Genomic DNA, 24,370 nt, shown 5'->3' on the forward strand with positions numbered 1-24,370 from the left:
CCAGGAGAAGGAGAAACGTGGCTAAGGTCCGTGTCCACGAGCTCGCCAAGGAGCTCGGCGTGTCCAGCAAGACGCTGCTCACGCACCTCAAGGAGATGGGGGAGTTCGTCAAGTCGGCGAGCTCGACCATCGAGGCCCCGGTCGTGCGCCGGGTCCAGGAGAACCCCCCGGTCCCCGAGGCCGGCGCCAAGAAGGCGGCTGCGAAGAAGGCGGCCCCCACGGCGCCCAAGGAGCCCACGGCAGCGACCCCGGGTCCCCGACCCGGTCCGGCCGCGCCGGCTGCTCCCGCCAAGCCCGCTGCCGAGGCCCCCGCCGCCCCGGCAGAGAAGCCGGCAGCCAAGCCCGCCCCCGCGGCCCCCGCACCCGCGGCTCCCGCCCCGGCAGCACCTGCTCCGGCGGCCAAGGCCGCCGAGGCTCCGGCTGCGCCGGCGGCCCCGTCCGCGCCCGAGACCCCGGCCCGCCCCGAGGGCGGCCCCACCCCCGGTCCTCGTCCCGCGGCCCGTCCCGAGCGCCCCGAGGGCGGTGCCCCCCGACCGGGTGCCCGTCCCGGTGCCGCACCGCGTCCGGCCGGCCGCCCCGGTGGCGCCCCGCGTCCCGGCAACAACCCCTTCGCCCCGTCCCAGGGCATGGGCACCCGACGTGAGGGTGGCGGCGGCGCCGGCGGCCCGCGTCCGGGCAACAACCCCTTCGCCACCTCGCAGGGCATGCCTCGTCCCGGCCAGCGGCCGGCCCGTCCCGGGGCCCCTGCGGGCGCCGGTGGCGCCGGCGGTCCTCGCCCCGGCGGCCCGCGCCCCGGCGCGCCGACGCCCGGCATGATGCCGTCGTCCAGCTCCGTCGCCCGTCCCGGTGAGCGTCCCCGCGGCGGTCCCGGCCGTGGCGGCCCGGGTGGCCGTCCCGGTGGCGCTCCCGGTGCCGGTCGTGGCCCCGGCGGTCCCGGCGGCTACCGCGGTGGTCCCGGCGGCCGTGGCGGCACCCAGGGTGCCTTCGGTCGCGGTGGCGGTCGCAACAAGCAGCGCAAGAGCCGTCGCGCGAAGCGGCAGGAGTTCGAGCAGATGCAGGCGCCGTCGATCGGCGGCGTCATCGTCCCCCGGGGCGACGGCTCGACGATCGTGCGTGTGCGTCAGGGTGCGTCCCTGACCGACTTCGCCGACAAGATCAACGCCAACCCGGCATCGCTGGTCACCGTGCTCTTCAACCTCGGTGAGATGGCGACGGCGACCCAGTCGCTCGACGAGGAGACCTTCCAGCTCCTCGGCGCCGAGCTCGGCTATGACATCCAGATCGTCTCGCCGGAGGAGGAGGAGCGCGAGCTCTTCGACTCCTTCAACATCGACCTGGAGACGGGCATCGCGGGCGAGGACGACGACGACCTCACCCCGCGTCCGCCGGTCGTCACGGTCATGGGTCACGTCGACCACGGCAAGACGCGTCTCCTCGACGCCATCCGCAACGCGAACGTCGGCGGGGGCGAGGAGGGTGGCATCACCCAGCACATCGGCGCCTACCAGATCCACCGTGAGCACGAGGGCATCGACCGTGCGATGACCTTCATCGACACCCCGGGTCACGAGGCGTTCACCGCCATGCGTGCCCGTGGTGCCAAGGTCACCGACATCGCGATCCTGGTCGTCGCGGCCGATGACGGCGTCATGCCGCAGACCATCGAGGCGCTCAACCACGCCCAGGCCGCGGACGTGCCGATCGTCGTCGCGGTCAACAAGATCGACGTCGAGGGGGCCGACCCGGCCAAGGTCCGCGGTCAGCTCACCGAGTACAACCTCATCGCCGAGGAGTACGGCGGCGACACGATGTTCGTCGACGTCTCGGCCAAGCAGGGTCTGCACATCGACGACCTGCTCGAGGCGGTCCTGCTCACCGCGGACGCCGCGCTCGACATGCGCGCCAACCCCGACCGGGACGCCCGTGGTGTCGCGATCGAGGCCAACCTCGACAAGGGGCGCGGTGCCACCGCGACCGTCCTCGTCCAGGCCGGCACGCTCAAGGTCGGCGACGCGATCGTCACCGGCAGCGCCTTCGGCCGTGTGCGCGCCATGCTCGACGAGCACGGCAACACCGTCGACGAGGCGGGTCCGTCCCGCCCGGTCCAGGTGCTCGGCCTGTCCTCCGTCCCGCGCGCCGGCGACACCTTCGTCGTCGCTCCGGACGACCGCACCGCCCGGCAGATCGCCGAGAAGCGGGAGGCCGCCGACCGTCAGGCCAGCCTGGCCAAGGCGCGCAAGCGGATCAGCCTCGAGGACCTCGACAAGGTCATCGCCGCCGGCAAGATCGACACGCTCAACCTCATCCTCAAGGGCGATGTGTCCGGTTCTGTCGAGGCGCTCGAGGACGCGCTCCTGCAGATCGACGTCGGCGACGACGTAGACCTGCGGATCATCGACCGTGGCGTCGGCGCGATCACGCTGAACAACATCAACCTCGCGATGGCCTCCGACGCGATCATCATCGGCTTCAACGTGCGGGCCGAGGGTCAGAACGCCGAGGTCGCCGAGCGCGAGGGCGTCGAGATCCGGTACTACTCGGTCATCTACCAGGCGATCGAGGAGATCGAGCAGGCGCTCAAGGGCATGCTCAAGCCGGAGTTCGAGGAGGTCGAGCTCGGCACCGCCGAGATCCGCGAGGTCTTCCGCTCGAGCAAGTTCGGCAACATCGCCGGATCGATCGTCCGCAGCGGCGAGATCAAGCGTGGCACCAAGGCGCGGATCACCCGCAACGGTGTCGTCATCACCGAGAGCGTCGAGGTCGCCGGCCTCCGTCGCTTCAAGGACGACGTCACCGAGGTCCGCGAGGGCTTCGAGTGCGGTATCAACCTCGGGTCGTTCAACGACCTGCAGGAGGGTGACCTCATCGCCACCTACGAGATGCGGGAGAAGCCGCGGGCCTGACCCGCTCTCCCCACCGACGAAGGGGTGAGCCTCCCGGACCGGGAGGATCACCCCTTCGTCGTGCCGCCGGCCGGTCAGCCCGCGAGGACCCGCTCGCCGAGCGACTCGCCCTCCTGCACCCCCGGGAGGAGCGCGAAGGTCGCCGAGCCGACCGTCACCGTCCAGATGTTCAGCAGGTCCGCCTCGGCGAGCCGCCGCTGGACGGGCACGAGCTGGCGGTGGGCGTCGGCGCAGTACGCCGCGAAGAGCAGCCCGTGGGCCGAGCGCGCCGTGTCCCGCGCGGTGAGCGTCCCGACCTCGTCCCGTCCCGGGAGCTCGTAGGCGCAGGGCCGGCGCAGGAAGCGCTCCCACGGCTCACGAGGCATCGCGCGGGCCATGTGCGAGCCGGGGTCGATGACCGTGAAGCCGTGCGGGCCGCTCGCCGTGAGGTCCGGGGGTGAGCCCTCATGCCCTCCGGTCAGCGGCGCCCCGTCCGCGAGCCGCCGGCCGATCGCGTGCTCCTTGGCGACCGGGTCGAGCTCCTCCCAGGTGTCGAGGTTCATGGCGATCCGCCGCAGGACGAGGGTGCTGGCGTGCTCCCACGGCCCGCTCTCGGGACCCCGCCACAGGAGGTCGTCGTCCGAGCCGTCGAGGGCGGGCTGCACCGTGCCGTCGATCTGGCCGAAGGCGTTGCGCGGCGCCCGCCACGTCGGCGCGCCCGGCGTGGGACGGGTCCCCGCCTGGGTCCACCGGTGCCGGACGACCGCCCCCGCGGCGCGGACGAGCGCCCGCTGGACCCGTGCGGTCGCCTCGGCGGTCGTCGCCTCGACCTGGAGGACGACGTCGCCGCCGCTCCACCGGTCCTCCAGCGCGTCGGTGGCGAAGGGGGGCAGCTCGGCCAGCCACGGGGGCGCGAGGTCGGGCCGGCCGACGTGCTCGAAGACGCTGCCGCCCAGCCCGACCGTCACCGTGAGGCGGGTGTGCTCCCGGGTCAGCTCCGGGGTGTGGTCGGCCAGGGGCGAGGCACCCTGCGTCGCCCGGGCGAGGTCCTCGGTCCAGATGCGCAGGACCCGGCGCAGGTCCTCGAGCGTCGCGCCCGGCGTGAGGTCCAGCGCCACCCACCGGGTGTGAGCGGGCGGTGGTGTCGTGACGCCGGCCTGCCGGGGGCCGTAGAAGGGCACCGTGCCGGGGACGTCCGGGGCCGCGGTCGTCGCGCCCGCTGACGAGCCGCCCGCGGACGAGGCGGCCCCGGTGAGGGCGGCCGCCGAGCCGGCCAGCGCGGCGCCGAGGCCGCTGCCGAGGAGGGCCCGGCGCCGCGGTCCGAGCCCCTCGGTCGTCGGGCTCACCTGCTCGAGCTCGAGGTCGTCGAGCTCTCGGCGTCGTCGTGCGGCATGCCCGGCTCGTACTCCTCCTGGGCGCCGCTGAACTCGCGTCCCGCGAAGGTGAGCTCGATGCTCCGGTCGTCGGCCGTCGTCACGGTGATGACGTAGTCCTCACCGGCGACGACGGGCTCCGTGAGCTGCAGGAGCATGAGGTGGGCGTCGCCGGGCTCGAGGACGAGCTCGCCCCCGGCGGGGACGGTGTGCCCGTCCTCGGCCTCGGTCATGACCAGGGTGCCGTCCTGGCCCGGGGCCATGACGTGGGCCTCGACGTCACCGGCGATCTCGGAGGAGCCGCCGGTGACGACGACATCCTCCTCGCCGAGGTTCTTCAGGGTGCCGAAGGCGCCGGTCATCCCGTCGTCGGTCGCCTTGACCCAGCCGTCGGTGACGGTGAGCCGCGGGCCGGCAGGGGAGCCCTCCGGGTCGGTGGTGTCCGACCCGCAGGCGGCGAGGGTGCCGACGAGGGCGAGCGTGGTGAGGGCGCGCAGGGCGCCGCGTCGTGAGCTGTGCATGGGTGATCTCTTCCTGGTGAGCGTGGAGGGTGCGCGGGGCAGCGCGAAGGGGGGTCAGCGCTCAGGGAGAGGTGGTGCGCGGCCGGTGGCCCGCCAGGGCCCTGTCGTGCCCGCGGCGGCCTGCGCGGGGACCGTGACGGCCACGACCGCGGGGACCGACCACCGGGGGACGGCCGGGGGCCGCAGCCGGGAGGCGACGGCGAAGAGGATCCGCTCGCCGCGGGACCACGCGGCCGCGAGGACGAGGGTGACGACGAGGTGGGCCCCAAGCATCCCGGGCGCGGACCCCGACGACGGTGTGCCGTCGAGGACGACCGAGTGCACGTGGCCCGGCCCGGCGACGGTCGACGCCTCGCCCACGCCGGCCATGCCGAGGAGGTGGACGGCCAGCTGGCCCGCACCGAGGACGACGGTCGCGACGACGGGCGAGACCTCGCGGACGCTCAGCCGGGCCACCGGGAGGGTGAGCAGCGCGAGGAGGACGAGCAGGGCGACGGGGTGCGGTGTCGGGCCACCAGCGTGCCAGTGGGCGACGAGGCCGGCGCCCACGGCAGTCGCCGTCAGGGCGAGGCTGCGCACGGCCCTGACGGCCGGGAGCCGTCCGCTGGTCACCCTTCGAGCATACGGAGGGGGGCATACGTCGCGGCACGGACCCCAGGGATCTGCAGGATCCGGGCGTCCTGCCTCCCACACCCGGCGGACCTCCTCACCTAGGGTGGCGCCTGCACGCAGACCGAACAACGAACGTCAGCCAAGGGGATCCACCGTGACTACGCCACCTCCTCCGCCCGGCAGCGGCGGCAACCAGCCCTACGACCCGACCGGCTCCTCGCCGTACCCGGGCGGCCAGCCCGCACCCGGCAGCCAGCCTGACGGCCCGGCGGTCCCGCAGACGCCTGCCGGCTCGGCGCCGAGCGGCCCGCCGGCCTACCCGACCGGCGGCCCGTCCCAGGGCCCGTCCTCGTACCCCGGTGGCCCGTCCGCCGGTGGCCCCTCCCCCTACCCGGGTGCCGCCCCGGCGCCCGGCCCGGGGGCCTACGGGCAGCAGCCGCCGCGAGGCAGCGACAGCACCAAGGTGCTGTCGCTGGTCTCGATGGGCACCGGTATCGCCGGTGTCGTCCTCTGCTGCTGCTGGGGCCTGCCGATCTTCTCGATCATCGCCCTCATCACCGGGTACCTCGCCAAGAACCAGACCAAGGGCAACCCGCGCCCGGACCTCAAGACCTTCATCATGACCGGTCTGATCACCGGTGCGATCGGCATCCTCATCGCGGTCGTCTACTGGGTCCTCGTCGCGACGGGCGTCATCGACCTCAACGCGACGTACAGCACGACGGGCTTCTGAGGCTCGCTCGACCGCCTCGACGATGCGCCCCCGTCCACCGGACGGGGGCGCATCGCCTAGCGTGGCCCTGCTCCCTGACCGCTCCTACCCGGAGGTGCCCCATGGCTGACCCGGCCCGCGCCCGCAAGATCGCCGACCGCATCAAGGAGGTCATCGCGGCCAACCTCGAGCAGGTCATCAAGGACCCCGACCTGGGCTTCGTGACGATCACCGACGTCCGGGTGACCGGCGACCTCCAGCACGCCTCGGTCTTCTACACCGTCTTCGGCGACGAGGATCAGCGCGAGACGACCGCTCGCGTCCTCGCCACGCACCAGGGCCGGCTGCGCTCGCTCGTCGGGCGCCAGCTCGGGATCCGTCTCACGCCGACCCTCGAGCTGATCCCCGACGCCCTCCCCGAGACCGCCTCCCAGCTCAACGAGGCGCTGCGGGCGGCCAAGGAGCGCGACGCCCAGCTGGCCGCCGGCCGTGCCGGCGCCCGCCCGGCCGGGGACGCCGACCCGTACAAGAAGCCGCGAGACGCGGACCACGCCGGGACCGACGAAGGGTGAGCGGCCAGCCGGCCCGCGGGCGTCGCCCCTTCGCCGGCGACGGTCTCGTCGTCGTCGACAAGCCGGCGGGCTGGACCAGCCACGACGTCGTCGGCCGGTGCCGTCGCCTCTACGGCACGAAGAAGGTCGGCCACGCAGGCACCCTCGACCCGATGGCCACCGGGGTGCTCGTCCTCGGGGTGGGGCGGGCGACCAGGCTGCTGACCTTCCTCGTCGGCTGCGACAAGGAGTACGCCGCGACGATCCGGCTCGGGCAAGAGACGGTCACCGACGACGCGGAGGGCGAGGTGACCACCCGGGCCGGAGCAGCCGGCCTGAGCCGGGCCGCAGTCGACGAGGCGGTCGCCGGGCTCACCGGTGAGATCGCGCAGGTGCCCAGCGCGGTGAGCGCCATCAAGGTCGACGGTCAGCGCTCCTACGCCCGCGTCCGCTCGGGAGAGCAGGTCGAGCTCGCGGCGCGGCCGGTGACCATCGAGACCTTCGAGGTCCTCGGACGGCGCGAGAGCTCGGCGCAGGACGGCACGCCCGTCGTCGACCTCGACGTCCATGTCGCCGTCTCCTCGGGCACCTACGTCCGCGCGCTCGCCCGGGACCTCGGTGCCGCGCTCGGGACCGGAGGGCACCTCACGGCGCTGCGTCGCACGCGCGTCGGCGGGTACACGCTCGAGGGGGCCGTCGACCTCGAGGCGCTCAGCGACCGGGCCGAGGACCCGGACGCCCCGATGCCGCTCCTGCCGCTGGCCGACGCGGCCGCCGCCTCGCTCGTCGTGCGCCGGCTCGACGAGGCCGAGGCCCGGGCCCTCGGCTACGGCCAGCGGGTCCCGTCCGCCGAGCCTGGACGGACCGATCCGGTCGCTGCGCTGGGCCCTGACGGGGCGCTCGTCGCGGTCCTCGACGAGTCCCGCGCGCAGGCCCGGGCGCACGTCGTCTTCGCGCCCGCGGGGGCCGAGGGTGCCTAGGCCTCCCGCGGACTTCGTAGAGTGTGCTGCTGTGCAGCGATGGACCTCTCCCGACGCCACCCCCGACGCGATGCGTCCGTGCGTGGCGACCTTCGGCAACTTCGACGGGGTGCACCGCGGGCACCAGGCCATCCTCGGTCGGGTGACCCAGGAGGCCGGCGACCGGGGGCTGCCCGCCGTCGTCGTCACCTTCGACCCGCACCCGGTCGAGGTGATGCACCCCGAGCGGGCACCCGAGCTCATCGCGCCGGGGGCGCTGCGCGACGAGCTGCTCGGCGAGGCCGGCATCGACGGGGTCCTCGTCATCCCCTTCACCCGGGAGTACGCGCAGACGAGCGCCCTCGACTTCGTCGTCGGCACCTTCGTCGACGGGCTCGACGTCGCGTGCCTCGTCGTCGGCGCGGACACCAGGGGCTTCGGCGCCGGCTACACCGGTGACGTCGACCTGCTGCGGCAGGTCGCAGCGGAGCGAGGCTTCGAGCTCGTCGTGGTCGACGACGTCGGTGACGGAGAGCGGTGGTCCTCCTCGACCGTGCGCCGGCTGCTCGCCGAGGGGGACGTCGCCGGCGCCGCCGAGATCCTCGGACGCCCGCACCGCGTCATCGGCGAGGTCGTCCACGGCGAGCACCGCGGCCGCGAGCTCGGCTTCCCGACCGCGAACATGAGCCGGGACTCCCTGGGCATCCTGCCGGCCGACGGCGTGTACGCCGGCTGGCTGGTGCGGCGCGACCTCCCCGAGGACCACGTCGACCGCCGGCTGCCGGCCGCGATCTCGGTCGGCACCAACCCGACCTTCGACGGGGTCCGACGGGTCATGGAGTCCTACGTGCTCGACCGCACCGACCTCGATCTCTACGGCGAGCGGGTCGCCGTCGAGGTGGTCGAGCGCATCCGCCCGACGTTGCGCTTCACCTCGATCGAGGAGCTCATCGACGCGATGGCCGACGACGTCACCCAGACCCGCGCCGTCCTTGGCCTCCCGCCGCGCTGAGCCGGCCCCGTCGGCGAGGCGCCGGGCCACCACCTTCGCCGATCTCCTGCGCAGCGACATCGTCCTGCTGACGACGGCTCTCGCGCTCAGCCTCGTCGGGGCCCTCCTCGTGCGCTCCGCGACCCAGGCGCAGGCCGGCTCGACCACCTCGGTCAAGCACCTCGTCAACCTCGTGGTCGGGCTCGTCATGGCCGGGCTGCTCGTCCGGCTCGACCGTCACACCCTGCGCGCGCTGGCACCCCTGGCCTACGGGCTGTCCGTCGCTGCGCTCGTCCTCGTCCTCACCCCGGTCGGGTCGACGATCAACGGGTCCCGGTCGTGGATCGAGCTGCCCGGCGGCTTCTCCGTCCAGCCCTCCGAGCTGGCGAAGGTGGCCCTCTGCGTCGCCCTGCCGATGATCCTCGCCGGCGCCGCGGAGAGGAGGCGGGCGCCCACCCCGTCGGACGTCCTGAGGGCCGGCGCGCTCGTCGGCCTGCCGGTCCTGCTCGTCCTCGCCCAGCCCGACCTCGGCTCCGCGCTCGTGCTCGTCGCGATGTCGCTCGGGGTGCTCGTCGCCTCCGGGGCGCGCTGGCCCTGGCTGGTCGGCATCGCGGCAGCCGGCGCGGCCGCCGTCACCGCGGCCTTCGCGACACCGTTGCTCAGTCCCTACCAGCGCGACCGGCTCACGGCCTTCCTCGACCCGGCGGCGGACCCGCTCGGGATCGGGTATCAGACCCAGCAGGTGCGCGCGGCGATCAGCGGGGGAGGCTTCCTCGGGTCGGGGCTGGGCACCGGCGAGGTCACCCAGTCCGGGCGGATCCCTTTCCAGGAGACCGACTTCATCTTCTCGGTGGCGGGGGAGGAGCTCGGTTTCCTCGGCGCGGCCGGACTCGTGGTGCTCTACGGCCTGCTGCTCGCCCGGATCTGGCGGGCGGCGACCCGGGCGGACGACTTCGGGCGGCTCGTGTGCGTCGGGGTCGCGTCGTGGTTCGGCGTCCAGGTCGTGGAGAACATCGGGATGAACCTCGGGCTGCTGCCCGTGACCGGGCTGCCGCTGCCCTTCCTCAGCTACGGCGGGAGCTCGATGTTCGCCTGCTGGCTCGCGCTGGCGCTCGTCGTCTCGGTGAGCCCCGGGCGCCGCTGATCAGGCCCTGACCAGCGCGAACGGCCAGGGGGCGTGGCGTTGGTCACCGTGCGGCAACGTTCGTCGCCGTTCTCGTGACGGGGGGCGCGCCCGGGTGTCATTGTTGCCGTCAGACTCCCGTCGACGGCGCCGGGGGCCGATTGCTATCGAGGAGCACCGTGAGCAAGACCGCAGTCCAGAAGCCGAGCGACGAGCAGTACGACGCATCCGTCCTGGAGAACCCGGCGCAGAGCGTCGGCCACCTCTTGCGTGACCGCATCAGCGCCACCCCCGACCTGCCCGCGTACAGCTACCCCGAGGGTGTGGCCTGGGGCGAGATGTCCTGGGCCCAGCTCGGCGACCGGGTCTGGCGCCTCGCCGCCGGGCTCGTCGACCTCGGGGTGGTCTCCGAGGACCGTGTCGCCATCGCCTCCGGCACCCGGATCGAGTGGGTGCTCGCCGACTTCGCCATCAACGCCGCCGGTGGCGCGACGACGACGATCTACCCGACGACGATCGCCGATGACGTCGCCTTCATCCTCGAGAACTCCGGCTCCGAGGTCGTCGTCGCCGAGGACGCCGACCAGGTCGCCAAGCTCCGCGAGGTCCGTGACGCCATCCCCGGTGTCCGCAAGGTCGTCGTCATCGACGCCGAGGGCATCGACGGGGATGACTGGGTCATGTCCCTCGACGACCTCGAGGAGCGTGGCCGTGCCCTCCTCGAGACCTCCCCGGACGTCGTCGACGAGCGGATCGACGCGACCCAGGCGGGCGACCTCGCGACGATCATCTACACCTCCGGCACGACCGGTCGGCCCAAGGGCGTGCGCCTGCTGCACAGCGCCTGGACCTACCAGGGCGCCGCGGTCGCCGCGACGGGCATGCTGAGCAGCGACGACGTCCAGTACCTCTGGCTGCCGCTCGCCCACGTCTTCGGCAAGCAGCTGCTCATGCTCACCCTGGCCACCGGCATGTCCACGGCCATCGACGGCCGGATCGACAAGATCGTCGACAACCTCGCAGTCGTCCGCCCGACCTTCATGGCCGCGGCCCCGCGCATCTTCGAGAAGGTCTACGCGAAGGTCAGCCTCGGCATGGAGGCCGAGGGCGGCGCCAAGCTCAAGCTCTTCAACTGGGCCTCAGGGCTCGGCCGCGCCAAGGCCGAGGCCGAGCAGTCCGGCCGGAGCCTCGGCCCGGGCAAGAGTCTCCAGATGGGCCTGGCCGACAAGATCGTGCTCGCGAAGGTCCGGGAGCGCTTCGGCGGGCGGATCCGCTTCTTCATCTCCGGCTCGGCCGCGCTCAACCCCGAGGTGGCGAACTGGTTCAACGGCGCCGGCCTGACGATCCTCGAGGGCTACGGCATGACCGAGACGAGCTCGGCGGCGACGGTCAACCGGCCGTACGCGAACAAGACCGGCACGGTCGGCTGGCCGCTCATCGGCACCGAGGTCAAGATCGCCGAGGACGGCGAGGTCCTCATGCGGGGCCCGGGCATCATGCAGGGCTACCACAACAACCCCGAGGCGACCGCTGAGACGCTCGACGAGGACGGCTGGCTGCACAGCGGCGACATCGGCGAGATCGACGAGCGCGGCTTCCTCAAGATCACGGACCGCAAGAAGGACCTCTTCAAGACGAGCAACGGCAAGTACGTCGCGCCCTCGCTCATCGAGTCGACCTTCAAGGGCCTGTGCCCCTACGTCGGGCAGTTCCTCGTCCACGGCGAGGGCCGGCACTTCGTCACCGCGCTCGTCACCCTCGACGAGGAGGCCATCCAGCCGTGGGCGCAGGCCAACGGCCTGGGCGGCGCGTCCTACCAGGAGATCGTCTCCTCGGCGCAGGCGCGCGACATGGTCCAGTCCTACGTCGACGAGCTCAACCAGGGCCTGAACAAGTGGGAGCGGATCGGCAAGTTCACCATCCTCGGCCGCGACCTCAGCGTCGAGGACGGCGAGCTCACCCCGAGCCTGAAGCTGCGCCGCAAGATCGTCGCCGACAAGTTCAAGAGCGACATCGACGGCATGTACGCCGGCTGACCCGGCAGGACGCGAAGGGGAGGGGCCGGGGAGACCCGGCACCTCCCCTTCGTCCGTCGTTTGGGCAGGTCGGCCGGGGCACCTACCCTGGAACCCATGCCTGGACAGTCCCGATTCGCCGAGCTCGAGCCGCTGCTCGAGCGCGTCAGCAAGCCCATCCAGTACGTCGGGGGCGAGCTGAACTCCACGGTCAAGGAGTGGGACTGCGGCGGCCACGGACCCGACGGCCAGGACCTCACCGTCCGGTGGGTCCTCATGTACCCCGACGCGTACGAGGTCGGGCTGCCCAACCAGGGCGTCATGATCCTCTACGAGGTGCTCAACGAGCGCGAGGACGCCCTCGCCGAGCGCACCTACGCGGTGTGGCCCGACATGGAGGCCCTCATGCGCGAGCACGGGGTGCCTCAGGTGACCGTCGACGGGCACCGTGCGGTGCGTGACTTCGACATCTTCGGCATCTCCTTCTCCACCGAGCTCGGCTACACCAACATGCTCACCGCGCTCGACCTCGCGGGCATCCCGCTGCACGCCGCCGATCGCACCGACGAGGACCCGATCGTGCTCATCGGCGGGCACGCGTCCTTCAACCCCGAGCCGGTCGCCGACTTCATCGACGCCGCGATCGTCGGCGACGGCGAGGAGGCGGTGCTCGGCGCGACCGACATCGTCGCGGGCTGGAAGGCCCAGGGTCGTCCCGGCGGCCGGGTCGAGGTGCTGCGCCGCCTCGCCGAGACCGGCGGCGTCTACGTCCCCGCCTTCTACGACGTCTCGTACCTGCCCGACGGGCGCATCCAGCGCGTCGCGCCCGCCGAGAGCGGCGTGCCGTGGCGGGTCGCCAAGCACACCGTCATGGACCTCGACGAGTGGCCCTACCCGAAGCAGCCGCTCGTCCCGCTCGCCGAGTCGGTCCACGAGCGGATGAGCGTCGAGATCTTCCGCGGCTGCACGCGCGGCTGCCGTTTCTGCCAGGCCGGGATGATCACCCGCCCGGTCCGCGAGCGCTCGATCACCGGCATCGGCGAGATGGTCGAGCGTGGCCTGCAGGCGTCGGGCTTCGAGGAGGTCGGGCTGCTCTCGCTGAGCTCGGCCGACCACTCCGAGATCGCCGACCTCACCAAGGGTCTCGCCGACCGCTACGAGGGCACCAACACCGGGCTCTCCCTGCCGTCGACGCGGGTCGACGCCTTCAACATCGACCTCGCCAACGAGCTGACCCGCAACGGCCGCCGCTCCGGGCTGACCTTCGCCCCCGAGGGCGGCAGCGAGCGGATCCGCAAGGTGATCAACAAGATGGTCACCGAGGACGACCTCATCCGTACCGTCGCCGCGGCGTACGGCGCCGGCTGGCGTCAGGTCAAGCTCTACTTCATGTGCGGGCTCCCGACGGAGACCGACGAGGATGTCCTGCAGATCGCCGAGGTCGCCAAGCGGGTCATCGAGACCGGCCGCCAGGTCGCCGGGCACAACGACATCCGCTGCACCGTCTCCATCGGTGGCTTCGTGCCCAAGCCGCACACGCCCTTCCAGTGGGCCTCGCAGCTCTCCGCCGAGGAGACCGACGCCCGGCTGGCCAAGCTGCGCGACGCGATCCGCTCGGACAAGCGCTACGGCCGCTCCATCGGCTTCCGCTACCACGACGGCAAGCCCGGCATCGTCGAGGGACTGCTCAGCCGCGGCGACCGCCGGCTCGGGCGGGTCATCGAGGAGGTCTGGCGCGACGGCGGCCGTTTCGACGGCTGGAGCGAGCACTTCTCCTACGAGCGCTGGATGGCCGGCGCGGACCGCGGCCTCGAGGGCACCGGCGTGGACGTCGACTGGTACACGACCCGCGAGCGTGAGGAGAGCGAGGTCCTGCCCTGGGACCACATCGACTCCGGGCTCGACAAGGAGTGGCTCTGGCAGGACTGGCTCGACGCGGTCGACGAGACCGAGGTCGAGGACTGCCGCTGGACCCCGTGCTTCGACTGCGGCGTGTGCCCGCAGATGGGCACCGAGATCGAGATCGGCCCGACCGGCAAGACCCTCCTGCCGCTCACGGTCCTCGGCTCCGGCAAGGAGTCGATGACCCGCGGCGCCTGACCCGACGTCTCGCGTGTCCCGGTGGTCACCGCGACGGTCGCCGCGCAGGAGCCCTGGTAGGCGCAACCGGATTCGCACGAGCCAAGGCTCGTGTCGCCTCGCTCGGGTAGGAGCCTTGGCTCGTGCGAAGGGGGAGGGGTCGGGAGCCCACGGGGCGGACCGGTGGCGGGATAGCCGGGGCGTCGGGGGAGAATGCCGCGCATGAGCGTGTCTGTCGACGACCTGGGCCAGGCGCTGTCCCGTGCGGGCATCGACGACGTCCGCACCGACCCGCTCTCGATCGGCATGTACGCGGCCGACGCCTCGATCTACCGCATCCCCCCGCGCGCGGTCGTCATGCCCCGGCACGTCGACGAGATCACGGCCGCCCTCGAGGTCGCCCGGGCCACGGGCGTCCCGGTCACCGCCCGCGGCGCGGGCACCTCCTGCGCCGGCAACGCGATCGGCCCCGGCATCGTCCTCGACACGAGCCGTCACCTGGGCCGGGTCCTCGAGGTCGACCCCGAGAGCCGCACCGCCCTCGTCGAGCCGGGCACCGTCCATGCGACCCTCCAGGCCCAGGCCGTCGCGGCGGGGCTGCGCTTCGGCCCCGACCCGAGCAGCCACACCCGCTGCACCGTCGGCGGGATGATCGGCAACAACGCCTGCGGCAACCGCGCCCTCGGGTACGGCCGCACCTCCGACAACGTCACCGCGATGTCCCTCCTCCTCGCCGACGGACGACGGGTCGAGGCGACGACCGGCGTCGGCGGCACCCCTTCGCTCACCGGCGCCGACGACGTCCTCGCCCGCCTCGCCGAGCTCACCGACGCGCACCTCGCGGCGATCCGCACCGAGCTGGGCCGCTTCGGGCGGCAGGTCAGCGGGTACGCCCTCGAGCACCTCCTGCCCGAGCACGGGCGCGACGTCGGCCGGATGCTCGTCGGCTCCGAGGGCACCCTCGCCGTCGTGACGCAGGCGCGCGTCCGCCTCGTCACCGACCCGCCGGCCACCTGCCTCGTGGCCCTCGGCTTCGTCGACATCTACGCCGCCGGCGACGTCGCCCCGGCCCTGGGCCGGCTCGGCGCGGTCGCGGCCGAGGGGATCGACCGGCGCATCGTCGACGTCACGCGCGAGCGTCGCGGCCCCGACCACGTCCCGGACCTGCCGAAAGGGGATGCCTGGCTCTTCGTCGAGGTCACCGGGGAGTCCCCGGCCGAGGCGCTCGAGCGTGCCCGCCGGGTCGTCACCGGGGTCAGCGCCCTCGACGCCCGGATCGTCACCGACCCGGCCGAGGCCCGCGCGCTGTGGCGCATCCGTGAGGACGGCGCCGGTCTGTCCGGGCGCTCGCAGCGCGACCGGCCGGCTCACGCTGGCTGGGAGGACGCCGCCGTCCCACCGGAGCGGCTCGGCGACTACCTCCGGGCCTTCGACGACCTGCTCGAGGAGCACGACGTCCAGGGCCTGCCGTACGGGCACTTCGCCGACGGCTGCCTGCACGTGCGGCTCGACACCGACCTCACCTCGGCGGGTGCGGAGCAGCGCTACCGGTCCCTCGTCGAGGCGGCCGCGGATCTCGTCGCCGCGCACGGAGGCTCGCTCTCCGGCGAGCACGGCGACGGCCGGGCCCGCAGCGCGCTGCTGCCCCGGATGTACTCGCCCGAGGTCATCTCGCTCTTCGGGGCCGTCAAGCACGCACTCGACCCCGACAACCTCCTCAACCCGGGCGTCCTCGTCGACCCGGACCCCGTCGAGGCGCACCTGCGCATCCCGCGTGCCCGCTCGCTGACCCGCGCCGCAGACGGTCTCGCCTTCACCTATCCCGAGGACGACGGCGACCTCACCCAGGCGCTGCACCGGTGCACCGGCGTCGGCAAGTGCCGGGCGGCCGGCACGCCGACGACGGTGATGTGCCCGAGCTACCAGGCCACCCGCGAGGAGCGCGACTCCACCCGCGGTCGTGCCCGGGCGCTCCAGGAGATGCTCGACGGCGCCACGATCACCGGCGGCTGGCGCAACCCGGCGGTCCACGAGGCCCTCGACCTGTGCCTGTCCTGCAAGGGCTGCGCGAGCGACTGCCCGACCGGCATCGACATGGCGACCTACAAGTCCGAGGTGCTCCATCAGAGCTACAAGGGGCGCCTGCGCCCGCGCAGCCACTACACCCTCGGCTGGCTGCCTCGGCTCGCTCGCGTCGCCTCCCGCACGCCACGACTCGTCAACGCCCTCACCCACCTGCCGGGCGCGCGGCGGCTCACGCTCCCGCTCGGCGGGGTCGACCCGCGGCGCAACCTGCCGACCTTCGCCCGGGAGACCTTCCGGTCCTGGGCCCAGGACGAAGGGATGGTCCGTCGCCTCGACGAGGTGGTCGGGCTCGAGCACCCCGTGGCGGTCTTCGTGGACTCCTTCACCGACCACTTCAGCCCCCACGTCGGCCAGGCGGCCGTGGCCGTCCTGCGAGAGGCGGGGTACGCCCCCTTCGTCCCGGCGGAGCAGGGGTGCTGCGGGCTGACCCTCATCTCGACGGGTCAGCTCGACCAGGCCCGGCGCACGCTCGAGGGCGCGACGGCCGCGCTCTCACCGGTGGTGGCGGCCGGCGTGCCCGTCGTCGGTCTCGAGCCGAGCTGCACCGCCGCGCTGCGCCACGACCTGCCCCGGCTCGTCGACAGCCCGGCCGCGCGCGGCGTCGCCGGGTCCGTCCGGACCGTCGCCGAGCTGCTCACCGCCGCCATCGCCGACGGCCGGTGGCAGGCCCCGGACCTCACCGGCACCGAGATCGTCGCGCAGCCCCACTGCCACCACCACGCCGTGATGTCGTGGAAGGCCGACGAGGAGCTGCTCGCCGCGACCGGGGCCACCGTCCGCCGGCTCGGCGGGTGCTGCGGGCTCGCGGGCAACTTCGGCGTCGAGCTCGGCCACTACGAGGTCTCCGTCGAGGTCGCCCGGCAGCAGCTGCTCCCGGCGATCGAGGAGGCCTCGGCCGACGCGGTCGTTCTCGCCGACGGCTTCTCCTGCCAGACGCAGGTCGCCGATCTCACCGACCGCCAGGCGGTCCACCTCGTCGAGCTGCTCAGCCGCGCAGCGCGGCAGTGACCTCGCCGAAGACCGCCGTGTGACCCGTGACGTCGGCCTCGGTCGACGCCGGGCACATGAGCGCCATGTTGTGGAAGGGCGTCATGAGGTAGCCGCGGTTGAGCAGGGCGAGGTGCAGGTACGCGTCGAGGTCGTCGTCGGCCGCCGCCGCAGACTCGGCGCCCGTCCGCGGCGCCGGTGAGGCGAAGCGGTACTCCGCCCGCGCCCCGAGCCGGCTCACCGACCACGGCAGCTCGTGCTCGTCGATCGCCGCCTGGACCCCGGCGGTGAAGTCCGTCGCGAGCCGGTCCATCCGCTCGAAGGCCTCGGGTGTCAGGACCTCGCCGAGCGTCGCCCGCGCCGCGGCCAGCGAGAGGGCGTTGCCGGCGAGGGTGCCGCCCACGCCACCGACGTCGACGATGTCGGCGTCGCCCCGCTCGGTGCGCCGGGTCACCGCGTCCGCGACCTCCGCGGTGAGGCCGTAGGCGCCGATCGGCACCCCGCCGCCGATGGACTTGCCGATGACGACGATGTCCGGGTCGAGCCCCCAGGCGGTCGTCGCGCCGCCCCACCCGGCCGAGAAGGTGTGCGTCTCGTCGATCATGAGCAGCGCCCCGTGCTCGCTCGCGAGCGCCCGCAGACCCTTGAGGAAGCCCTCCTCGGGCAGGACGATCCCGATGTTGGTCAGCGCCGGCTCGGTGAGGATCGCGGCGACGTCCCCGTGGCGCAGCTGCTCCTCGACGCTCTCGAGGTCGTTCCACGTCGCGGCGCGGGTCGTGAGGTCGAGCGGCACCGGCGGGGCGACGTTGCCCGGGCGGCTCACGGTGCTCCCGTCGGGGCCGGGCAGCGCGAAGGTCTCGTCGACGCTGCCGTGGTAGCAGTGCCCGAAGACGAGGATCTTGGCCCGGCCGGTGACGAGGCGGGCGAGCCGGACCGCCCAACGGTTGGCGTCGGTCGCCGAGAGGGTGAAGCTCCACCGGTCCATCCCGAAGCGGCGGCTGAGGTCGGCCGCCACCCACTCGGCGTCCTCGGTCGGCAGCATCGTCGTCAGCCCGCCGAGGTCCTCGGCCCGCCGACGGATCGCCGCGAGCGTCGGGTCGGGGGAGTGGCCAGCCATCGCGCCCGTGTCGCCGAGCGCCAGGTCGACGAGCTCGTGACCGTCGAGGTCCCGGATGCGGGCCCCCTTCGCGCTCTCGAGACCGAGGGGGAAACCGCCGGACCACATGTTCATCCAGGTCATCGGCACCCGGCCGAAGAGGTGCTCGCCGGCCTCGTGGAGGGCGCGGCTGCGAGGGTTGCGCGCCGAGTAGTCGGCGACCTCCGCGGCGAGCAGCTGGCGGAGGCGGGCACGGTCCACGGGCGTCATGAGCCAAGGCTAGGCCTGAGGCACCCCCTTCGTCCCGACGTACGCTTGGGGGATCATGGCTCAGCGCACCCCCGACGGTCCTCCTCCGCCCCCGCCCGTCCAGAAGCTGCGGGTGCAGTACGCCCGACGGGGCAGGCTCCGGTTCTCCTCGACCCGAGACTTCGCGCGAGCGCTGGAGCGGGCGCTGCGCCGGTCCGGTGTCCCGATGGCCTTCTCCGCAGGCTTCCACCCGCACCCGAAGATCTCCTACGCCAACGGCGCGCCCACGGGCATGGCCTCCGAGGCGGAGTACTTCGAGATCTCGGTGACCGAGCACGTGGACCCCGAGCGGGTGCGCCTCGCCCTCGACGAGGCGCTGCCCGAGGGCATCGACGTCATCACGGTCGTCGAGGCCCGGCCGGGCGCGCTCGCCGACCGGCTGCAGGCCAGTCGGTGGCGGATGGCCTTCGAGGGGGTCGCCGTCGAGGAGCTCCAGGGCGTCGTCGACGCCTTCCTCGCGCAGGAGCAGGTCGAGGTCTCCCGGATGTTCAAGCGGGGGCGCAGGTCCTTCGACGCCCGCGGGCCGGTCATCGAGGCGCGCGTCGAGAGCGGCGTCGCCGGGGCTGCGCAGACCGCCTGTGCGATACTGACCACGGTCGTACGGCACACCACACCGGCTGTACGCCCCGACGACGTCCTCAGCGCGTTGTCGCTCGTCACGCCGTTCGAGCCACCGAGACCGCCACTGGTCACCCGGCTCGAGCAGGGCGTGTGGGACGACGCGCAGGCAACGGTCATCGACCCGTTGACCGACGACGACACCGTCGGCCTGCAGAGGTGACGCGCTCGGCGCGAGCCGCCTGCGGGCAGCACTGACTTTTCGGGCGTGGCGCGAGCGCCACGCCGAGCCGCAGCAGCGGCCGGCTGATCCCTCCGGGGATGGTGTGGCACCGGTCCTGCCGCCGGAGGTGCCGCATGGCGACCGACAAGACCGACCAGACCACCGAAGAATCGACCCTCCCGCTCGCCGCGGAGGGTGCCGAGAAGCCCGTCGAGGAGACCCTCGACGAGACCTCCGAGCAGCCGGCCGACGAGGCCGAGGCCCCGGTCGAGGACCAGGACGAGGACACCGACGAGACCGAGGACGAGGCCGAGCAGGCTCCGGCCGCGACCGTCCCGAGCTTCGGTCTGCTCTTCCAGCCCCCCGAGCCGGTCGCGCCGCGCCGGGCCCCCCGCCGCGCTCCCGAGGCCGCCCCGGTCGAGGACGAGCGGGACGACTCCCAGGACGCCGACGGCTCCGACGACGACAGCCAGGACCAGGACGGCCCGGAGGACCAGCAGGGCCAGCCGCGTCGTCGCCGCCGTCGTGGTGGCCGGGGCCGCAACCGCTCCGAGGACAGCAGCGACCCGGGCGAGGAGTCCGAGGACTCCGACGAGTCCGGCGAGGCGGACAGCGACGAGGCGAAGGGGGAGCAGCAGCCCTCCGGTCGCGGCCGGGGCCGTGGGCGGGGTCGTGGCCAGCAGGCGAGCAAGGACGAGTCCGACAGCGACACCTCCGACGACTCTGACGACGGCGACAGCGACAGCAGCGACGACCAGGACGACAGCAACGACCCCGGTGACGGCGAGGCTGGCTCGAGCCGTCGCCGCCGTCGTCGCCGCCGCGGCTCCGGGGGTGGGGGCAACGACTCCCAGGACGACCCGCCCGGCACCGTGACCCGGGTCCGTGAGGCCCGCACGGACCGCGACGAGCCGCAGGCCGTCAAGGGCTCGACCCGCCTCGAGGCCAAGAAGCAGCGCCGCCGTGAGGGCCGCGAGGCCGGCCGGCGCCGCACGATCATCACCGAGGCCGAGTTCCTCGCCCGACGCGAGAGCGTCGAGCGGGTCATGGTCGTGCGCAGCTCCGGCGAGCGCACCCAGATCGGCGTGCTCGAGGACGACGTGCTCGTCGAGCACTACGTCTCGCGCGAGACCACCTCGACGATGGTCGGCAACGTCTACCTCGGCCGGGTGCAGAACGTCCTGCCGAGCATGGAGGCCGCCTTCGTCGACATCGGCAAGGGCCGCAACGCCGTCCTCTACGCCGGTGAGGTCAACTGGGACGCCCACGGCGTCGGCAACGGCCAGGCGCGCCGCATCGAGAACGCGCTGTCCTCCGGCGACATGGTCCTCGTCCAGGTGACCAAGGACCCGATCGGTCACAAGGGCGCCCGGCTCACCTCGCAGGTCTCCCTGCCGGGCCGCTACCTCGTCTACGTGCCCGAGGGCAGCATGACCGGCATCTCCCGCAAGCTCCCGGACAAGGAGCGGGCCCGGCTCAAGGGCATCCTCAAGGAGGTCGTCCCGGACAGCGCCGGCGTCATCGTGCGTACGGCCGCCGAGGGGGCCAGCGAGGAGGAGCTGAAGAAGGACGTCGAGCGCCTCACGAAGGCCTGGGACCGGATCTCCTCGAAGGTCGAGTCCAAGAAGGGCAAGAAGGGCAGCGGCCCGACGGTCCTGCACGCCGAGCCCGACATGACCGTCCGGGTCATCCGCGACATCTTCAACGAGGACTTCGCGAAGATGGTCGTCTCCGGCGAGGACGCCTGGCGCGAGATCAAGGGCTACGTCGACGACGTCGCGCCCGACCTCTCCGACCGGCTCGAGCGCTTCACGGGCGAGGGCGACGTCTTCGCAGCGCACCGCATCGACGAGCAGATCGCCAAGGCGATGGACCGCAAGGTGTGGCTGCCCTCCGGCGGCTCGCTCGTCATCGACCGTACCGAGGCGATGACGGTCGTCGACGTCAACACCGGCAAGTTCGTCGGCTCCGGGGGCAACCTCGAGGAGACGGTGACGAAGAACAACATCGAGGCGGCCGAGGAGATCGTCCGCCAGCTCCGCCTGCGCGATATCGGCGGCATCATCGTCATCGACTTCATCGACATGGTCCTCGAGGCCAACCGGGACCTCGTCGTCCGGCGTCTCCTCGAGTGCCTCGGTCGCGACCGCACGAAGCACCAGGTCGCCGAGGTCACCTCGCTCGGCCTGGTCCAGATGACCCGCAAGCGGGTCGGCAGCGGCCTCATCGAGGTCTTCTCCGAGGTCTGCGAGTGCTGCCAGGGCCGGGGCATCCACGTCTCCTCGGAGCCGGTCGCCGGCGACTCCGGCAACCAGGGCGGCGGTCAGCGGGACGACGGATCGGGCCGCGGTCGTGGCCGTGGCCGCGGCAAGGGGTCGAAGGGGGAGGAGCAGCAGCAGTCCGCCGCGAAGGTCCCCGAGCGCGAGCAGACCGACCAGAACGGCCGGACGGCTGCGCAGATCGCGGCGGCCGCGCACGCCGCCGCCATCCGCAACGTCGCCGGCGAGCCGAGCGAGGACGACGTCGCCGAGCTCGACCTCCAGGGCGCCGACACGCAGGACATCGTTCCCGAGGCGTCCATCGAGCCCGTCGATGAGGTCGAGCCGGTCCAGGCGGCCGAGCCCGAGCGCGCCCCCGCGTCCGAGCCCGACCCGACCCCCGAGCCCGAGCCGGCCCAGGAGCCGAGGCGCCGCCGCGGCGGCCGCCGCGCCGCCTCCAGCGGCGCGCCGGTGACGCTCGAGGCAGTCGACCTCACGGCGACCGCGCCGAAGGCCGAGCCGCTGACGACGATCGCCGGCGAGGCCACGGCGGGGGAGCCGACCGCGGACCCCGAGCCCACCCCTTCGCCCGAGCCCGAGCCGGCCGCCCCGGCCCGCAAGAAGCGCAAGCGGGTCACCTCCGAGGCCGGCCCGCCCACGACGACGGACTGACGACGTCGGTCCCCGGCGGCGCGGGTTTGGTGACCAGGCCCGCCCGCCGGTAGTCTTGACGCTCGGTGCGCCCACCGAGCGGACGCCTCGAGCCCTTCTGGGCCCGCGGACTGTCGGCCGGTCAGACAGAGAGAGTGCGCCTTGCCAGCGAAAGTGAGTTCCCACTGATGTACGCGATCGTTCGCGCGGGTGGCCGCCAGGAGAAGGTCTCCGTCGGCGACACCATCCTCATCAACCGCATCAAGGGCGAGGCCGGCGACGCCGTCGACCTCCAGCCCATCCTCGTCGTCGACGGCTCGACGATCACCAGCGACGCCGACAAGCTCGCGAAGGTCTCCGTCAAGGCCGAGGTCGTCGGTCCCGCCAAGGGCCCGAAGATCACGATCATGAAGTACAAGAACAAGACCGGGTACAAGAAGCGCCAGGGCCACCGCCAGCCGCTCACCCAGGTCAAGATCACCGACATCAAGGCCTGACGGCCGCGCAGCAGGAGGAACCACAGACATGGCATCGAAGAAGGGTGTGTCCTCGACCAAGAACGGTCGCGACTCCAACCCCCAGTACCTCGGCGTGAAGCGTTTCGGCGGCCAGGTCGTCGGCGCGGGCGAGATCCTCGTCCGTCAGCGCGGCACCCACTTCCACCCCGGCGACAACGTCGGCCGTGGCGGCGACGACACGCTCTTCGCCCTCACCGACGGCACCGTCCAGTTCGGCACCAAGCGTGGCCGCAAGGTCGTCAACGTCGTCCTCGCGGACAGCGCCAGCTGACGACACCCGTAGCACCACGTCGAAGGGGGCGGGGTTCAGCGCCACGCTGACCCGCCCCCTTCGCGCATCCCCCAGAGAGCAGGACAGATGACGAGCTTCGTCGACCGCGTGGTCCTCCACGTCGAGGCGGGCAAGGGCGGCCACGGCGTCGCCTCGGTCCACCGGGAGAAGTTCAAGCCGCTCGGCGGCCCCGACGGGGGCAACGGCGGCAACGGCGGTGACGTCGTCCTCGTCGTCGACACCCAGAGCACGACGCTGCTCGACTACCACCGCAGCCCGCACCGGCGCGCCAAGAACGGCGCCCCGGGCGCCGGCGACGAGAAGAACGGCGCGCAGGGCGAGGACCTGATCCTGCCCGTGCCCGAGGGCACCGTCGTGAAGAACCGCGCCGGCGAGATCCTCGCGGACCTCGTCGGCGAGGGCACCCGGTACGTGGCGGCGAAGGGGGGTCGCGGCGGCCTGGGCAACAAGGCTCTCGCCTCCCAGCGGCGCAAGGCGCCTGGCTTCGCGCTCCTCGGCGAGCCGGGGGAGAGCGACGAGATCGTCCTCGAGCTGAAGTCGCTCGCCGACGTCGCGCTCGTCGGCTTCCCCTCCGCCGGCAAGTCCTCGCTCGTCTCCGTGCTCTCTGCCGCGCGGCCGAAGATCGCCGACTACCCCTTCACGACGCTCGTGCCGAACCTCGGGGTCGTCACGGCCGGCGCGATGCGCTACACGATCGCCGACGTGCCCGGGCTCATCCCCGGCGCGAGCGAGGGCAAGGGCCTCGGCCTGGAGTTCCTGCGCCACGTCGAGCGGTGCTCGGTGCTCGTCCACGTCGTCGACTGCGCGACGCTCGAGCCGGGTCGCGACCCGATGAGCGACCTCGACGTCATCGAGGCCGAGCTCGCCTCCTACGTCGGTGACGACGCGCTCGGGGGCATCCCGCTCTCGGAGCGCACCCGTGTCGTCGTCCTCAACAAGGCGGACGTGCCCGAGGCTCGCGAGCTGGCCGAGATGGTCACCCCGATGCTCGAGGAGCGCGGGCTCGAGGTCCACACGGTCTCGGCCGTCGCGCACACGGGCCTCAAGGAGCTGACCTTCGCCCTCGCCCGCCACGTCGAGCAGGCCCGCGCCGAGCTCGAGCGTGAGATCGTCCCGCAGCGGGTCGTCCTGCGACCCAAGGCCGTCGACGACTCCGGCTTCGTCGTGCGCCGCGAGAGCACGCCCGACGGCGAGGTCTTCCGCGTCATCGGCGAACGCCCGACCCGCTGGGTGCGCCAGACCGATTTCGCCAACGACGAGGCCGTGGGTTATCTCGCCGACCGGCTCGCCCGCGCCGGCGTCGAGGAGGCGCTCGTCAAGGCCGGCGCCGTCGCCGGGTCGACCGTGCTCATCGGCCCGGAGGACAACGCCGTGATCTTCGACTGGGAGCCCACCCTCGTCGGGGGCGCCGAGCTGCTCGGCGGCCGTGGCACCGACCTGCGTCTCGACGAGCGCACGCGCCGGACCAACGCCGAGCGTCGCGACGAGTTCCATGCGCGCAAGGACGCCCAGACCGCGGCCCGTGAGGAGCTCGCGGAGGAGCGTCGCGCAGGGGTCTGGAGCGACGAGGACTGA

At 73.1% G+C, this 24,370-nt stretch carries 18 protein-coding genes; 14 read left to right on the forward strand and 4 right to left on the reverse strand.

Annotated features, from left to right (window positions below):
• Positions 1-17: 17 nt before the first annotated feature.
• Positions 18-2,903, forward strand: coding sequence for a translation initiation factor IF-2 (infB, locus tag JNO54_RS07600; protein WP_204143353.1), 2,886 nt, complete (start codon positions 18-20; stop codon positions 2,901-2,903).
• Between the two features lie 74 nt (positions 2,904-2,977).
• Here the strand turns inward: infB and JNO54_RS07605 are convergent, their stop codons facing one another.
• Genes JNO54_RS07605 through JNO54_RS07615 form a run of 3 tightly spaced genes read right to left on the reverse strand, consistent with a single transcriptional unit; the run spans position 2,978 to position 5,388 of the window.
• A complete protein-coding gene (locus JNO54_RS07605) occupies positions 2,978-4,228 on the reverse strand; it encodes a Dyp-type peroxidase (RefSeq protein ID WP_204143354.1) in 1,251 nt (416 codons plus the stop codon).
• A complete protein-coding gene (locus JNO54_RS07610; protein ID WP_204143355.1) occupies positions 4,225-4,776 on the reverse strand; it encodes a copper chaperone PCu(A)C in 552 nt (183 codons plus the stop codon). The genes JNO54_RS07605 and JNO54_RS07610 overlap by 4 nt, the downstream gene beginning before the upstream one ends.
• Positions 4,777-4,830: 54 nt before the next feature.
• On the reverse strand, positions 4,831-5,388 hold the full coding sequence (locus JNO54_RS07615) for a hypothetical protein (RefSeq protein WP_204143356.1): 558 nt from the start codon (positions 5,386-5,388) through the stop codon (positions 4,831-4,833).
• 154 nt (positions 5,389-5,542) lie between these two features.
• Between JNO54_RS07615 and JNO54_RS07620 the strand changes: the two genes are divergently transcribed.
• The 8 genes from JNO54_RS07620 (at position 5,543) to JNO54_RS07655 (ending at position 16,911) form a co-directional block, all read left to right on the forward strand.
• On the forward strand, positions 5,543-6,121 hold the full coding sequence (locus tag JNO54_RS07620) for a DUF4190 domain-containing protein (RefSeq protein ID WP_204143357.1): 579 nt from the start codon (positions 5,543-5,545) through the stop codon (positions 6,119-6,121).
• A 101-nt stretch (positions 6,122-6,222) separates the two neighbouring features.
• Positions 6,223-6,672 (forward strand): 30S ribosome-binding factor RbfA, encoded by a 450-nt coding sequence (gene rbfA / locus JNO54_RS07625; protein ID WP_204143358.1) that lies wholly within the window; start codon positions 6,223-6,225, stop codon positions 6,670-6,672.
• Entirely contained in the window at positions 6,669-7,631 is a 963-nt protein-coding gene (gene truB / locus JNO54_RS07630) for a tRNA pseudouridine(55) synthase TruB (RefSeq protein WP_204143359.1), read from the forward strand. The genes rbfA and truB overlap by 4 nt, the downstream gene beginning before the upstream one ends.
• 31 nt (positions 7,632-7,662) lie before the next feature.
• Positions 7,663-8,622, forward strand: coding sequence for a bifunctional riboflavin kinase/FAD synthetase (locus tag JNO54_RS07635; RefSeq protein ID WP_204143360.1), 960 nt, complete (start codon positions 7,663-7,665; stop codon positions 8,620-8,622).
• Positions 8,603-9,745, forward strand: coding sequence for a rod shape-determining protein RodA (gene rodA / locus JNO54_RS07640; RefSeq protein WP_204143361.1), 1,143 nt, complete (start codon positions 8,603-8,605; stop codon positions 9,743-9,745). Before JNO54_RS07635 ends, rodA begins: the two co-directional genes overlap by 20 nt.
• A 158-nt stretch (positions 9,746-9,903) precedes the next feature.
• Positions 9,904-11,760 carry an AMP-dependent synthetase/ligase gene (locus JNO54_RS07645; protein WP_204143362.1) on the forward strand — a complete coding sequence of 619 codons (1,857 nt, stop codon included), beginning with the start codon at positions 9,904-9,906 and terminating at the stop codon, positions 11,758-11,760.
• Positions 11,761-11,856: 96 nt separating this feature from the next.
• Complete coding sequence (locus JNO54_RS07650; RefSeq protein WP_204143363.1) at positions 11,857-13,839, forward strand: TIGR03960 family B12-binding radical SAM protein; 1,983 nt, start codon at positions 11,857-11,859, stop codon at positions 13,837-13,839.
• Between the two features lie 201 nt (positions 13,840-14,040).
• A complete protein-coding gene (locus tag JNO54_RS07655; protein ID WP_233703208.1) occupies positions 14,041-16,911 on the forward strand; it encodes an FAD-binding and (Fe-S)-binding domain-containing protein in 2,871 nt (956 codons plus the stop codon).
• On the opposite strand, the gene JNO54_RS07660 is transcribed toward JNO54_RS07655, so the two are convergent.
• Positions 16,889-18,256 carry a transaminase gene (locus JNO54_RS07660; protein ID WP_204143365.1) on the reverse strand — a complete coding sequence of 456 codons (1,368 nt, stop codon included), beginning with the start codon at positions 18,254-18,256 and terminating at the stop codon, positions 16,889-16,891. The two genes, JNO54_RS07655 and JNO54_RS07660, sit on opposite strands and share 23 nt — an antisense overlap.
• 55 nt (positions 18,257-18,311) lie before the next feature.
• Here JNO54_RS07660 and JNO54_RS07665 point away from each other — a divergent pair, with 55 nt between their 5' ends.
• The 5 genes from JNO54_RS07665 (at position 18,312) to obgE (ending at position 24,370) form a co-directional block, all read left to right on the forward strand.
• Positions 18,312-19,076, forward strand: a complete 765-nt coding sequence (locus tag JNO54_RS07665; protein WP_204143366.1) for a TIGR03936 family radical SAM-associated protein — start codon at positions 18,312-18,314, stop codon at positions 19,074-19,076.
• A 134-nt stretch (positions 19,077-19,210) separates the two neighbouring features.
• The gene (locus JNO54_RS07670) at positions 19,211-22,006 is read left to right on the forward strand and encodes an Rne/Rng family ribonuclease (RefSeq protein WP_233703209.1); all 2,796 of its coding nucleotides are present in this window, start codon (positions 19,211-19,213) and stop codon (positions 22,004-22,006) included.
• A 167-nt stretch (positions 22,007-22,173) separates the two neighbouring features.
• Positions 22,174-22,482, forward strand: coding sequence for a 50S ribosomal protein L21 (gene rplU / locus JNO54_RS07675; protein WP_204143368.1), 309 nt, complete (start codon positions 22,174-22,176; stop codon positions 22,480-22,482).
• A 28-nt stretch (positions 22,483-22,510) separates the two neighbouring features.
• On the forward strand, positions 22,511-22,774 hold the full coding sequence (gene rpmA, locus JNO54_RS07680; RefSeq protein WP_204143369.1) for a 50S ribosomal protein L27: 264 nt from the start codon (positions 22,511-22,513) through the stop codon (positions 22,772-22,774).
• A gap of 87 nt (positions 22,775-22,861) precedes the next feature.
• A complete protein-coding gene (gene obgE, locus JNO54_RS07685; RefSeq protein WP_204143370.1) occupies positions 22,862-24,370 on the forward strand; it encodes a GTPase ObgE in 1,509 nt (502 codons plus the stop codon).

Origin of the sequence: Janibacter endophyticus (assembly GCF_016888335.1) — a bacterium.
Classification (GTDB): Bacteria; Actinomycetota; Actinomycetes; order Actinomycetales; family Dermatophilaceae; genus Marihabitans; species Marihabitans endophyticum.